Raw genomic sequence first — 13,463 nt, forward strand, 5'->3', positions numbered from 1 at the left:
AGACACGCAAGGAATGCCACCCCTGTCCGTCGTGATCGGCGCGGGCGGCACCGGCGGCCACATCTATCCCGGGCTCGCCCTCGCCGAGGCGCTGCGCGCGGCCGTCCCGGGTGCCGTGGTCTCGTTCATCGGGACCGAGCGGGGCCTGGAGACCGAGCTGATCCCGGCCGCCGGGTACCGCCTGCACACCGTCGACATGATCCCGTTCGACCCCTCGCTCGGCGCGAAGCGCTACCTGCTGCCCGCCGCGCTGCTGCGCTCCGCCGGGCAGGCCCGCTCGGTGATCCGGGCCCAGGGCGCGCACGCCGTCGTGGGCATGGGCGGCTACCCGAGCGCGCCGGCCGTGCTGGGGGCCCGGATGGCCGGGCTGCCGGCCCTCATCCACGAGTCCAACGCGGTGCCGGGCCGTGCCAACCAGTTCGCCGCCCGGCTCACCGCGCACATCGCGGTGGCCTTCGACCGCAGCCGGGCCCATCTGGCGGGCGGCGCGCACGCGCTGACCACCGGAATGCCGATCTCGGCGGCCCTCGCGAGGCTGGCCGGCCTGTCCCGGCCGGAGCGCGCGGCCCTGCGCGCCGAGGCCCGGCGGGCCCTGCACATCCCCGACGGGCGCCGCCTGATCGTCTTCAACGGCGGCAGCCTGGGCGCCGCCCGGCTCACCGCGGCCGCCGTCGGGCTGGCCGGCCGCTGGCAGGGGCGGGACGACGTACAGCTGCTGATCAAGACGGGTCCGCGGGCGCTGCCGGACACCGCCGCCGATCTCGCCGCCTGCGACGGACAGCGGATCGCCCGGGCCGTGCCGTACCTGGACCGGATGGACCTCGTGTACGCGGCCGCCGACCTGGTGGTGTGCCGGGCCGGGTCCGCGACGGTCGCGGAGCTGGCGGCGACCGGGGTCCCGGCCGTGCTCGTCCCGTACCCGCACGCCCCCGGCGACCACCAGACCCACAACGCCCGGGTCCTCGTCGACGCGGGCGCGGGCCTGCTGCTGCCGGACGCCGCGACCACCGCCGACCAGCTGGCGGTGCTGCTCGGCCCGCTGCTGGCCGACCCGGCCCGGCTGGCCGCGATGGCCGGCGCTGCCGACCCCGGCCCGCACGCCCGGGCCGCCGAACTGCTGGCCGCGGAGGTCCTCCGCGTGGCCGGCGTCCCTTTCCCCACCCTGGAGCGCATATGAACACGCAGACGAACGCCGTGAACCCCTGGGCCGGCCGCACGGTCCTGGTCACCGGAGCCGAGGGGTTCATCGGGTCCACCCTGGTCGACCTGCTGGTGGCGCGGGGCGCCCGGGTCCGCGCCTTCGTCCACTACAAGCCGTACGCGGAGAAGGGCCACCTGGCCCGGTACCTCGCCGACCCCGAGGGCCCGGTGGAGATGTGGGCGGGCGACATCCGCGACGCGGGCCGGGTCAGCGACGCGGTGGCGGGCTGCGACACAGTGTTCCACCTGGCGGCGCTGATCGGGATCCCGTACAGCTACGCCTCGCCGGGCGCGTACGTGCAGACGAACGTGACCGGTACGGAGAACATGGCGGAGGCCTGCCGCCGGCACGGGGTGCGGCGGCTGGTGCACACGTCCACGAGCGAGGTCTACGGCACGGCGCTGACGGCCCCGATCCCGGAATCGCATCCGCTCCAGCCGCAGTCCCCGTACTCGGCGTCGAAGATCGGCGCGGACATGATGGCGCTGTCGTTCCACCACGCGTTCGAGCTGCCGGTGACGGTGGTCCGGCCGTTCAACACGTACGGCCCCCGCCAGTCGGCGCGGGCCGTGATCCCGACGATCCTGGCGCAGCTGCACGCGGGCGCGCGGGAGGTCCGCCTGGGCTCGCTCTCCCCGACCCGGGACTTCACGTACGTGACGGACACGGCCGAGGGCTTCCTCGCGGTGGCGGAATGCGACCGGGCACTGGGCGAGGTGGTCAACCTCGGCACGGGAGAGGAGATCTCGATCGGCGACCTGGCGCAGGCCCTGATCAAGGCTTCGGGCCGGGACGCCGAGGTGGTGGTGGACGCCTCCCGCCTGCGCCCGGCGGGCAGCGAGGTCCTCCGCCTGCTGTCGGACAACTCCCGCGCCCGGGACTGGGCGGGCTGGAAGCCGCAGGTCCCGCTGGCGGAGGGGCTGTCGCGCACGTCGGACTGGATCGCCTCGAACCTGGACCTCTTCGCCCCGTCCCGCTACCAGGTCTGACCGACCGGGCCGGACGTTGCGGACGGCCTCCTAACTGCTGCGGAGGCTGCGGACGTCCAGGTGGCGCAGGACCCGGTCCACGATCTCCGGGTCCGCGCCCGGCTCGCTGCGCGCGGCCAGCACCTCGTGCCGGGCCGCCGACATCATCTCGCGCTGGATCCGCTGGACGTCCCGGATCCGCTCCACCCGCTTCGCGTACGCCTCCCGCCGCTCCTCGTCCACCATCTCGGGACTGATCCTGGCCCCCACGTCGTACGCCCGCCGGTACAGCACCTCCACCAGGTCCTCCGGCAGGTCCTCCACCTCCTCGATCTCCTTCAGCCGCCGCTTCGCGGCCTTCGCCGCGCGGATCGCCAGCTGCCGCTCCGTCTCCCGTTCGGCGTCCTCGTCGGCCTCCACGCCCAGCAGCCGCACCAGCCACGGCAGCGTCAGCCCCTGGCAGACCAGCGTCACCATGATCACGGCGAACGCGATGAAGATGATCTGGTCCCGTGCCGGAAACGGCGCCCCGCCCTCCACCTTCAGCGGGATGGCCAGCGCCAGCGCCACCGAGGCCACCCCGCGCATCCCGGCCCACCACATCACCACGCTCTCCCGCCAGCTCAGCGGGATCTCCTCGTCGTAGTCGCGCCGCGTGTGCAGCCGCTTGGCCAGCCACCCGGCCGGCAGCAGCCACAGCAGCCGTACGCCGACCACCACCGCGGTCACGGCGGCCGCCCACCCCGCCATCTCCCACTCGCGGCCGGCCGCGACGCCGAACACGTTGTGCAGCTCCAGCCCGATCAGCCCGAACGCCGCGCCCGTGACCAGCATGTCCACGACCTCCCAGAACGTGTGCCCGGCGAGCCGTCCCAGCACGTCGTCCGCGTCGGAGGCGTACTCCGCGAGGAACAGGGCCGTCGTCAGCACGGCCAGCACCCCCGACCCCTGGAGCTCCTCGGCGACCACGTACGACACGAACGGCACGAGCAGCGTCAGCCCGATCTGGAGCGTGGCGTCGCCGAGCAGCCCCATGAGCGCGTTGGTGACCCAGCCCAGACCGAGCCCGACGGCTACGGCGACCACCGCGGAGAGCACGAACTCCCCCAGCGCGTCCGGCCAGGAGAAGCTGCCGCTGACGGCGGCGGAGATGGCCACGTGGTAGAGCACGATCGCGGTGACGTCGTTGAACAGGCCCTCGCCCTCCAGGATCGACACCATGCGGCGCGGCAGCCCGAGCGCTCCGGCGACGGCGGTCGCGGCGACGGGGTCGGGCGGGGCCACGAGCGCGCCGAGCGCGACCGCGGCGGCGAGCGGCAGCCCGGGGACGACGGCGTTCGCGACGGCGGCGACCGCGGCGGTCGTGACGAAGACGAGGGCCACGGCGAGCAGGAAGATGGGCCGGACGTTGGCGGCGAACTGCCGCCAGGAGGTGCGCTGCGCCGAGGCGTAGAGCAGCGGGGGCAGGACGATCGGCAGGATGTACTCGGGCGGGATGTCGACGTTCGGCACGGCCGGAACCAGCGCGAGCACGACCCCGCCGATGGTCATCAGGACGGGTGCGGGCAGCCCGAGCCGATCCCCGAACGGCACGCTGACCACGGCCCCGAGCAGCAGTACGAACAGCAGAGCAAGCTGATCCACTCCCCCACCCTGCCGCACCGCCGGCCGCGGATGACCCTGCCCCGACGAAGCCTCGCCCACCTGGCGGCTCCACCGGCACTGCCGGAGCCCGGGGCCGGCCCCGGGAACCCGGTTGCGGCGGAGCCCCGCAAGCGCCCCTGGCTCCGCCGGGGCCTCCGGGGCTCCGCCCCGGACCCCGTGCCTCAAACGCCGGCGGGGCTGGATCTGCTACGGCAGGGCGCGCCGCATCGAGCGGTGCGGGATCCCCGCGTCTTCGAACTCCGGGCCGTAGGCCACGTACCCGAGCCGCTCGTAGAAGCCGAGCGCATGCGTCTGCGCGCCCAGGTCCACGGCGGACAGGCCCAGCCGGCCGGCCTCCGCCTCGATGGCCCGCACCAGCGCGACCCCGACGCCCAGCCCGCGCGCGGCCTTGCGTACGGCCAGCCGCCCGAGCGAGCCGACCGTCGGGTCACCGCCCGTCTTGCCCAGCGCCGCCGGCCCGTGCAGCAACCGGCCGGTGCCCAGCGGCTCCCCGTCCGGCGCCACGGCCAGCACGTGCACCGCGACCGCGTCGTACGCGTCGTACTCGATCGACTCCGGCACGGACTGCTCGACCACGAACACCTCGGTCCGCACGGCGAAGCACGCCGCCAGGTCGGCCTCCCCCTCGGCCACCCGGACCGCGAAAGCCGTCACTCGCTCTCCGCGCGGATCACGTCCAGCGCGTGCTGCAGGTCCGCCGGGTACGTGCTCTCGAACTCCACCCACTGCCCGTCCGACGGGTGCTCGAAGCCGAGCCGCACGGCGTGCAGCCACTGCCGGGTCAGGCCCAGCCGCTTCGCCACCGTCGGGTCGGCGCCGTACGTCAGGTCGCCGACGCACGGGTGCCGGTGCGCGGACATGTGCACGCGGATCTGGTGCGTACGCCCGGTCTCCAGCTTGATGTCGAGCAGCGAGGCCGCGCGGAAGGCCTCGATCAGGTCGTAGTGGGTGACGGAGGGCTTGCCCTCCTGGATCACGGCCCACTTGTAGTCCGCGCTGGGGTGCCGGCCGATCGGCGCGTCGATCGTGCCGCTCATCGGGTCCGGGTGGCCCTGTACGAGCGCGTGGTAGCGCTTGTCCACCACCCGCTCGCGGAACTGGTTCTTCAGCGAGGTGTACGCACGCTCCGACTTTGCGACGGCCATCAGGCCGGACGTGCCGACGTCGAGGCGGTGCACGATGCCCTGGCGCTCGGACGCGCCGGAGGTGGAGATCCGGTAGCCCGCGGCGGCGAGGCCGCCGATGACGGTGGTGCCGGTCCAGCCGGGGCTCGGGTGGGCGGCGACGCCCACCGGCTTCATGATGACGACGATGTCGTCGTCGTCATGGACGATCTCCATGCCCGGGACCGGCTCGGCGACGAGCTCGACCGGCCGCGCCGGCGCGGGCATCTCGACTTCGAGCCAGGCGCCGCCGTGCACGCGCTCGGACTTCCCGACGACGCTGCCGTCGACCGACACCTTCCCCGCGGCGGCGAGCTCGGCCGCCTTCGTCCGGGAAAAACCGAACATACGGGCGATGGCGGCGTCGACGCGCTCGCCTTCGAGGCCATCGGGAACGGGCAGGGTGCGGATCTCGGGAATCGTACTCACCTGTCGAGTATGCAGGACTCGACGGCGCACCCGTCCCGCGATCAGTCCTTGTGGACCGTACCGTCCGGGTCCAGACCCCTGAACGAAAGCAGCACGATCAGGATGCCGCCGCACACGATCGCCGAGTCCGCGAGGTTGAAGACGGCGAAATGGGCGGGAGCGATGAAGTCGACCACGGCGCCCCGGAACACCCCCGGCGAACGGAAGATCCGGTCGGTGAGGTTGCCCAGCGCACCGCCCAGCAGCAGGCCCAGCGCGATCGCCCACGGCAGGCTGTAGAGCTTGCGGGCCAGCCGCACGATCACGACGATCACGGTGGCCGCGATGCACGTGAAGATGATGGTGAAGGCCTCGCCGAAGCCGAACGCGGCGCCCGGATTGCGGATCGCCTCGAACTTCAGCAGGTCGCCGACGATCCGGATCGGCGGCTGGTGCTCCAGCTTCGCGACGACGAGCATCTTGCTGCCGAAGTCGAGCAGGTAGGCGAGCAGCGCGACGACGAGCAGCGCGACGATCCGCCGGCGCCCCTTGGGCGCGGCGGACTCCGACTGGGCGTCGTCCCCGACCTCCGGCGTACCGATGATGCTCTCCGCCTCTGCCACGTGAGTCCCTCGACTAGCTCGAACCAGGTTGCAGACGACACGGCTCCACGGCCCTGCCGGGCCCCTGGACCCCGACGAGACACGAGAGTACGTCAGGGTCCGCCCGTGGCGGCAGCCCGGCCCGTGCCCCTCAGTGCCTGCGCTCCTGCTTCTGCTTGCAGTCCACGCAGAGGGTCGCCCGCGGGAAGGCCTGCATCCTGGCCTTGCCGATGGGCCGGCCGCAGTTCTCGCAGAGCCCGTACGTACCGGCGTCCAGCCGCTCCAGGGCCCGCTCGGTCTGTTCGAGCATCTCGCGGGCGTTCGCGGCGAGGGCCAGCTCGGACTCCCGGGTGATGTTCTTGGTGCCCGTGTCGGCCTGGTCGTCGCCCGCCCCGTCGCCGGAGTCCCGCATCAGGCCCGTGATGGCCTCGTCGGAGGCCTGGAGCTCGTCGCGCAGCCGCAGCACCTCGCTCTGGAGCTCGGCACGGGCCTCGGCCACCTCCGCCGGGGTCCAGGGGTCCTCGCCGGGCCGTACGGCCAGCTCACCCGGCGCCAGGGCCGCTGCTGCGGTGGCCCTGGCCTTCGGCAGCCCGCTGGTGGCGGCCGCAGCCGTCTTCCTGGCCGTGCCGGTGCTCTTCTTGGCAACCACTTTCCGGGCTCCCGTCTGTTGCGCGGCCTGCGCCGCCCCCTCGGCCCCGGCCGCCTTGACCGTGGCCTTCCTCGCGGTCGTCTTCCCGACGCCGGTCGCCTTCTCGGTGGCCGCCTTCGCCGCGGCCGACGCCTTCTTGGCCGGCGCCTTCTTGGCCGAGGTCTTCTTGACGGCGGTCTTCTTGGCGGCGGTCTTGTCGGCCGAGGTCTTCCCGGTCAGCGCTTTCCTGGCGGGCACCTTCTCGGCCACCCGCTTCGTCACCGATTCGGCCGCCGCCTTGGCCGTGGAGTTCACGACCGTCTTCTTCTTCCGGGCCGGAGCCGCGTCCTCGGCCGCCGTAGCCTTCCCGGCGGCCTTTCCGACAGCCTTCTCGGCAGTTCTCCCGGCGGTCTTCTTCGCCACCATGGCCGCGGCCCCTTCACATACTGTGATCTTGCTCGCGAATCGTGCCGGAACGATAAATCGACTCCAGCCTCGCGGCAACGGGGCACGCGTCCATCGATGCCAACCTGCATCCGTTGTGCCCAGCAGGGAGCCCGGTAATCCGCCACTCCCGTCCCACCGGAGCCCGGACCGTCCCATCGGCCCATTCGGGTCACGCCGCGACCCGCCCGGCCCCGCCCCCGAGCCCGGCCGAAACCCCCCGCCCCGACCCCCCGTAAACCGGTCTGCCGAGCGAGCCCCCGCCCCGTACACTGGGCCCAGCGAAAGGCATGGACGGGGACGAGTAGCGTCGGACGCAGCCATGAGCGACCCGGGGACGGTGAGAGCCCGGGGGCGAGCGCGATGCGAAGGATCACCCCTGAGCCGCCGGAAGAAAGCCCGTACGGATTCCCGTCGGGCCAGTAGAACCGGCTTCGCACCCCAATGAGGGGGCCACCGGATCCGTCCGGCGGCCAAGGAGGGTGGTACCGCGGGAGCAGCAGGTCCTTGAAAACGAGGACGGCTCTCGTCCCTCCGGACGGAAGTGACACCCCGCCGGAGGAAGAGTTCAGCCTCATGACCACACCGCCGCAGTACCGCCCGGTACCCGCCCAGGTCGACCTGCCCGCCCTCGAACACGCCGTTCTCGACTTCTGGCGCGAGAGCAAGACCTTCGCCAAGACCCTTGAGCAGTCCGAGGGCCGCCCCGAGTGGGTCTTCTACGAGGGCCCGCCCACCGCCAACGGCATGCCCGGCGCGCACCACATCGAGGCCCGCGTCTTCAAGGACGTCTTCCCCCGGTTCCGCACCATGCGCGGCTACCACGTGGCCCGCAAGGCCGGCTGGGACTGCCACGGCCTGCCCGTCGAGCTCGCCGTCGAGAAGGAGCTCGGCTTCAACGGCAAGCAGGACATCGAGGCGTACGGCATCGCCGAGTTCAACGCCAAGTGCCGCGAGTCCGTGACCCGCCACACCGACGCGTTCGCCGACCTCACCACCCGGATGGGCTACTGGGTCGACCTGGACGACGCCTACCGGACCATGGACCCCGAGTACGTCGAGTCCGTGTGGTGGTCGCTGAAGGAGATCTTCAACAAGGGCCTGCTCACCCAGGACCACCGCGTGGCTCCCTGGTGCCCGCGCTGCGGCACCGGCCTCTCGGACCACGAGCTGGCCCAGGGCTACGAGACGGTCGTCGACCCCTCCGTCTACGTCCGCTTCCCGCTCACCTCCGGCCCGCTGGCCGGCGAGGCCGCGCTGCTGGTGTGGACGACGACCCCGTGGACCCTGGTGTCCAACACCGCGGTCGCCGCGCACCCCGAGGTCACCTACGTGGTCGCCACGAACGGTGAGGAGAAGCTGGTCGTCGCCCAGCCGCTGCTGGAGAAGTCCCTGGGCGAGGGCTGGGAGGCCACCGGCCAGACCTTCACGGGCAAGGAGATGGAGCGCTGGACGTACGAGCGTCCGTTCTCCCTCGTGGAGTTCCCGGCTCCGGCCCACTACGTCGTGAACGCCGAGTACGTCACGACCGAGGACGGCACCGGTCTGGTCCACCAGTCCCCCGCCTTCGGCGCCGACGACCTCGCGGTCTGCCGCGCGTACGGCCTGCCCGTCGTGAACCCGGTCCGCCCCGACGGCACCTTCGAGGAGGAGGTCCCGCTGGTCGGCGGCGTCTTCTTCAAGAAGGCCGACGAGAAGCTGACCGCCGACCTCGACGCGCGCGGCCTGCTCTTCAAGCACATCGCCTACGAGCACAGCTACCCGCACTGCTGGCGCTGCCACACGGCCCTGCTCTACTACGCGCAGCCGTCCTGGTACATCCGCACCACCGCCGTCAAGGACGCGATGCTGCGGGAGAACGAGAAGACGAACTGGTTCCCGGACTCGGTCAAGCAGGGCCGCTTCGGCGACTGGCTGAACAACAACATCGACTGGGCGCTCTCCCGCAACCGCTACTGGGGCACCCCGCTGCCGATCTGGCGCTGCGAGGAGAACCACCTCACCTGCGTCGGCTCCCGCGCGGAGCTCTCCGAGCTGTCCGGGCAGGACCTCTCCGCCCTGGACCCGCACCGCCCGTACATCGACGACGTCACCTTCACCTGCACCGCCGAGGGCTGCTCGCTGGAGGCCGTCCGCGTGCCGGAGGTCATCGACGCCTGGTACGACTCGGGCTCGATGCCGTTCGCGCAGTGGGGCTACCCGCACAAGAACAAGGAGATCTTCGAGAAGCGCTACCCGGCGCAGTTCATCTCGGAGGCCATCGACCAGACGCGCGGGTGGTTCTACACGCTGATGGCGGTCGGCACCCTCGTCTTCGACAAGTCCTCCTACGAGAACGTGGTCTGCCTGGGCCACATCCTCGCCGAGGACGGCCGCAAGATGTCCAAGCACCTGGGCAACACCCTTGAGCCGATCCAGCTCATGGACCAGCACGGCGCGGACGCGGTGCGCTGGTTCATGGCGGCCGGCGGCTCCCCGTGGGCGGCCCGCCGGGTCGGCCACGGCACGATCCAGGAAGTGGTCCGCAAGACCCTCCTCACGTACTGGAACACCGTCGCCTTCCAGGCGCTGTACGCCCGTACGTCGAACTGGGCCCCGTCGGCGGCCGACCCGGCCCCGGCGGACCGCACGGTCCTGGACCGCTGGCTCCTCTCGGAACTCCACACCCTCACGTCCGAGGTCACCGAGGCGATGGAGTCGTACGACACCCAGCGCGCCGGCAAGCTGCTCTCCTCGTTCGTGGACGACCTGTCCAACTGGTACGTGCGCCGCTCGCGCCGCCGCTTCTGGCAGGGCGACGCCTCGGCGCTGCGCACCCTGCACGACGTGGTCGAGACGGTGACCCGCCTCATGGCCCCGCTGACCCCCTTCATCACGGAGCGGGTCTGGCAGGACATGATCGTCCCGGTCACCCCGGAGGCGCCGGAGTCGGTCCACCTGTCCACGTGGCCGACGGCGGATACCTCGGCCGTCGACCCGACCCTCTCCCAGCAGATGCTGCTGGTCCGCCGCCTGGTGGAGCTGGGCCGGGCCACGCGCGCCGAGTCGGGCGTGAAGACCCGCCAGCCGCTGTCCCGGGCCCTGGTCGGTGCGGTGGGCTTCGACGCCCTGTCCCCCGAGCTCCAGGCCCAGATCACGGAGGAGCTGAACGTCTCCTCGCTGGCCTCCCTGTCGGAGGTCGGCGGCTCGCTGGTCGACACCACGGCGAAGGCGAACTTCCGCGCGCTGGGCAAGCGCTTCGGCAAGGGCGTCCAGGACGTGGCGAAGGCGGTGGCGGCGGCCGACGCGGCGGCGCTCTCCCTGGCCCTGCGCTCGGGCGAGGCCGTGGTGGAGGTGAACGGCGAGTCGGTCGCCCTCACCCCCGAGGAGGTCATCATCACGGAGACCCCGCGCGAGGGCTGGTCGGTGGCGTCCGACTCCGGCGCGACGGTCGCCCTGGACCTGGAGATCACCCCGGAGCTGCGGCTGGCGGGCCTGGCGCGTGACGCGATCCGCCTGATCCAGGAGGCCCGGAAGAACTCCGGCCTGGACGTGGCGGACCGGATCGCCCTGCGCTGGTCCTCGTCGGACCCGGAGGTCGTGACGGCCCTGACGGACCACGCGGCACTGATCGCGGACGAGGTCCTCGCCACGGACTACGCGTCCGCCGACGCGGACGCCGCGTACGGCGAGCCGTTCACGGACGAGTCCCTCGGCCTGACGTTCCGCCTCCGCAAGGCCTGATCACGAAGAAACCGAACGGCGCCCTCCGTCCCGGGGGGCGCCGTTCGTCGTTCCACACGCAGCGGGCCGAGCCGGATTCGAACCGGCGTCCTCCCTCCTGCGGAGAATGGCGCGACGACCTCTGCGCTACCGACCCGCTGCGCGCCGCCACTGTACCGGCCGGCACGGCAGCGGGCCGCGACGGCCGGGTACGGAAACGGGCCGGGCCCGGTGCCCCCGAAGGGGAACCGGGCCCGGCCCGTGACTGCCGACCTACTGGCGGGCGCCTAGTTGTCGTCCTCGTCGATCAGGAAGCCGCGCATCGGCGACGGCGCCTGCTGCATCGGCTGCGGCGCGGCCGGACGCACCGGAGCCATCGGCTGCGTCATCGCGGGGGACATCTGCTGCTGACCACCGTACGAGGGGCCACCCATCGGGGACGGGCCACCCATCGGCGAGGGACCGCCCATGGGCGACGGAGCGCCCATGGAGTGCCCCATCGCTCCGGCCGGAGCCATCGACGGGGTCGGCGACGGCGGCAGCGCCGGGCCGGCCGGGTTGCGCGGCGGGGCCAGGGAGTCGTCCGCCTGGGTCTCCAGCTGGCGCAGCTGCGACTCCAGGTAGGACTTCAGACGCGTACGGTACTCACGCTCGAAGCCCCGCAGGTCCTCGACCTTGCGCTCCAGCGTGGCGCGGGCGGACTCCAGGGAGCCCATCGCGACGCGGTGCTTCTCCTGGGCGTCCCGCTCCAGCGCGTCGGCCTTGGCACGGGCGTCCCGCTCCAGGCCCTCGGCGCGGCTGCGCGCCTCGCCGACGATCTTGTTGGCCTCGGAGCGGGCCTCCGCGATCGCCTGGTCGGCGGTCTGCTGCGCCAGCGACAGGACGCGGGCGGCGCTGTCGCCACCGGGGCCCTGCTGCGGGAGCTGCGGCTGCTGCATCTGCTGCATCGGCTGCATCTGCTGCCCCATCGACTGCATCTGCTGGCCCATCGGCTGCATCTGCTGGCCCATGGGCTGCATCTGCTGGCCGAGCGGGTTCTGGCCGCCCATGGACTGCTGACCCATGCCCTGCTGGCCCATACCCTGCTGGCCCATGCCCTGCTGGCCCATCTGCTGCTGGCCGCCCATGGTGTGCATGGGGCCGCCCATCGGACCCGGGCCGCCCGGACCCTGCGGTCCTTGTCCGCCGGGGCCGGCCGGAAGCTGCGGCTGGCCGCCCGGCAGCTGCGGCGGGCCCATCTGCGGCGGGCCCTGCTGCGCCGGCGGGCCGGATATGGCGGCGGGCACGGGGGCACCGGGGCCTCCGGGGCCGCGCTGGTCCTGGGGCTCGGGCTTGCGCATGCCCTGCTGCTGCTGGTTCTGCGCGGCGGCACGCGTGGCGGCGGCCAGCTTGGCGCGCAGGTCCTCGTTCTCGCGCAGCAGGCGCGTCAGTTCGGACTCGACCTCGTCGAGGAAGGCATCGACCTCGTCCTCGTCATAGCCTTCTCGGAGGCGGACGGTCGTGAACTGCTTGTTCCGCACGTCCTCGGGAGTCAGCGGCATGTCTTCTTCACCTCTACGTAGTCGTCGGCAGTCGGCAAGACCGTATCGGGACTGTCCCCGCGCTCACGGGGAAGCTCATCGTTCACACGCTTCTCGCAGCGGTGCTCACGAAACTGATGAGGATGTAAACGATGATCATCAGAACGAAGAAGGACAGGTCGAGTGCCACGCCCCCGAGACGCAACGGCGGAATGAAACGCCGGAGAAGCTTGAGCGGTGGATCGGTGACAGTGTAGGTGGCCTCAAGGACGACCACCATCGCCTTGCCGGGTGTCCATGAACGTGCGAACTGGAAGACGTAGTCCATCACCAGTCGGAAGATCAGCACGATAAGGAAGCACATCAGCACGATGTAGACCACCTGCAGTGCGACGCCCATCCCGCGCTTCCCTCTCCCCTGCTCTCGCTCTGTCCCCGGCCCCGTGTCTGACGGATCGGTCTAGCTTTGGTTGAAGAACCCGCCCTCCGCGATGCGGGCCTTGTCCTCCGCCGTGACATCGACGTTAGCAGGCGACAGCAGGAACACCTTCTGTGTCACGCGTTCAATACTGCCGTGCAGGCCGAAGACGAGGCCGGCGGCAAAGTCGACAAGTCGCTTCGCATCCGTGTCGTCCATCTCCGTGAGGTTCATGATTACCGGAGTGCCCTCACGGAAGTGTTCCCCGATGGTACGGGCCTCGTTGTAGGTCCGGGGGTGCAGCGTCGTGATGCGGTACGGCTCCCGCTCGGAGACGACCTTGGGCATGATCACGGGGGCGTTCTTCTCCAGGTTCGAGCGTTCAGGTGTGATGGATGCCACGGGGGCAATTCGCGCAGGACGTCCGTTTTCCACCGGCAATGGGATGGGTTCCCGTTGCGCCGGGGGCTGGGCAACTCGTACCGGTTCGTCCGTTACGGGCGGTTGGTGCACGGCCTGCTGGCGCCGGCGGTCCCGCTCCGGTTCCGGCTCGGGCTCGAACTCGTCGTCGGGGTCGTACCCCGGGTTGTCGTACCGGTCGTCCTCCACGAGGCCGAGGTAGACCGCCATCTTGCGCATCGCGCCGGCCATTCTCTGAATCCTCCGCTCTGTGGTGGATCGCCCTGTCGCAGGTGTGTCGCTGTGTCACCAAAGTCACCAACTGCCCGCGATCCACGTGGTCTG

At 71.7% G+C, this 13,463-nt stretch carries 11 protein-coding genes and 1 tRNA gene; 3 read left to right on the plus strand and 9 right to left on the minus strand.

The features are described from left to right. Positions 1-13: 13 nt before the first annotated feature. The gene (locus tag OG509_RS11265; RefSeq protein WP_406182156.1) at positions 14-1,177 is read left to right on the plus strand and encodes a UDP-N-acetylglucosamine--N-acetylmuramyl-(pentapeptide) pyrophosphoryl-undecaprenol N-acetylglucosamine transferase; all 1,164 of its coding nucleotides are present in this window, start codon (positions 14-16) and stop codon (positions 1,175-1,177) included. Beyond that, on the plus strand, positions 1,174-2,190 hold the full coding sequence (locus tag OG509_RS11270; protein WP_385581688.1) for an SDR family NAD(P)-dependent oxidoreductase: 1,017 nt from the start codon (positions 1,174-1,176) through the stop codon (positions 2,188-2,190). The genes OG509_RS11265 and OG509_RS11270 overlap by 4 nt, the downstream gene beginning before the upstream one ends. 30 nt (positions 2,191-2,220) lie before the next feature. On the opposite strand, the gene OG509_RS11275 is transcribed toward OG509_RS11270, so the two are convergent. The 5 genes from OG509_RS11275 to OG509_RS11295 form a co-directional block, all read right to left on the minus strand. Then, the gene (locus OG509_RS11275; protein ID WP_406182158.1) at positions 2,221-3,813 is read right to left on the minus strand and encodes a Na+/H+ antiporter; all 1,593 of its coding nucleotides are present in this window, start codon (positions 3,811-3,813) and stop codon (positions 2,221-2,223) included. Between the two features lie 207 nt (positions 3,814-4,020). Continuing rightward, positions 4,021-4,488: a GNAT family N-acetyltransferase gene (locus tag OG509_RS11280; protein ID WP_385581694.1), complete on the minus strand. Its 468-nt coding sequence runs from the start codon at positions 4,486-4,488 to the stop codon at positions 4,021-4,023. Next, positions 4,485-5,426: an RluA family pseudouridine synthase gene (locus tag OG509_RS11285; RefSeq protein WP_406182161.1), complete on the minus strand. Its 942-nt coding sequence runs from the start codon at positions 5,424-5,426 to the stop codon at positions 4,485-4,487. The genes OG509_RS11280 and OG509_RS11285 overlap by 4 nt, the downstream gene beginning before the upstream one ends. Before the next feature lie 41 nt (positions 5,427-5,467). Then, positions 5,468-6,028 carry a signal peptidase II gene (gene lspA / locus OG509_RS11290; RefSeq protein WP_406182163.1) on the minus strand — a complete coding sequence of 187 codons (561 nt, stop codon included), beginning with the start codon at positions 6,026-6,028 and terminating at the stop codon, positions 5,468-5,470. 130 nt (positions 6,029-6,158) lie between these two features. Then, on the minus strand, positions 6,159-7,061 hold the full coding sequence (locus OG509_RS11295; RefSeq protein ID WP_406182165.1) for a TraR/DksA family transcriptional regulator: 903 nt from the start codon (positions 7,059-7,061) through the stop codon (positions 6,159-6,161). Between the two features lie 594 nt (positions 7,062-7,655). On the opposite strand from OG509_RS11295, the gene ileS reads away from it, so the two are divergent. After that, positions 7,656-10,802 carry an isoleucine--tRNA ligase gene (ileS, locus tag OG509_RS11300; RefSeq protein ID WP_406182167.1) on the plus strand — a complete coding sequence of 1,049 codons (3,147 nt, stop codon included), beginning with the start codon at positions 7,656-7,658 and terminating at the stop codon, positions 10,800-10,802. 62 nt (positions 10,803-10,864) lie between these two features. Here the strand turns inward: ileS and OG509_RS11305 are convergent. The 4 genes from OG509_RS11305 to OG509_RS11320 all read right to left on the minus strand — a co-directional run bounded on the left by OG509_RS11305 (position 10,865) and on the right by OG509_RS11320 (position 13,370). After that, positions 10,865-10,938 (minus strand) — tRNA-OTHER (locus OG509_RS11305). A 130-nt stretch (positions 10,939-11,068) separates the two neighbouring features. Further along, a complete protein-coding gene (locus OG509_RS11310) occupies positions 11,069-12,322 on the minus strand; it encodes a DivIVA domain-containing protein (protein WP_406182169.1) in 1,254 nt (417 codons plus the stop codon). Between the two features lie 82 nt (positions 12,323-12,404). After that, positions 12,405-12,701 (minus strand): YggT family protein, encoded by a 297-nt coding sequence (locus OG509_RS11315; RefSeq protein WP_053689581.1) that lies wholly within the window; start codon positions 12,699-12,701, stop codon positions 12,405-12,407. A 60-nt stretch (positions 12,702-12,761) separates the two neighbouring features. Further along, positions 12,762-13,370: a cell division protein SepF gene (locus OG509_RS11320; protein ID WP_048480482.1), complete on the minus strand. Its 609-nt coding sequence runs from the start codon at positions 13,368-13,370 to the stop codon at positions 12,762-12,764. Between the last annotated feature and the right edge of the window lie 93 nt (positions 13,371-13,463).

This window comes from Streptomyces sp. NBC_01006, from assembly GCF_045162725.1.
GTDB lineage: Bacteria > Actinomycetota > Actinomycetes > Streptomycetales > Streptomycetaceae > Streptomyces.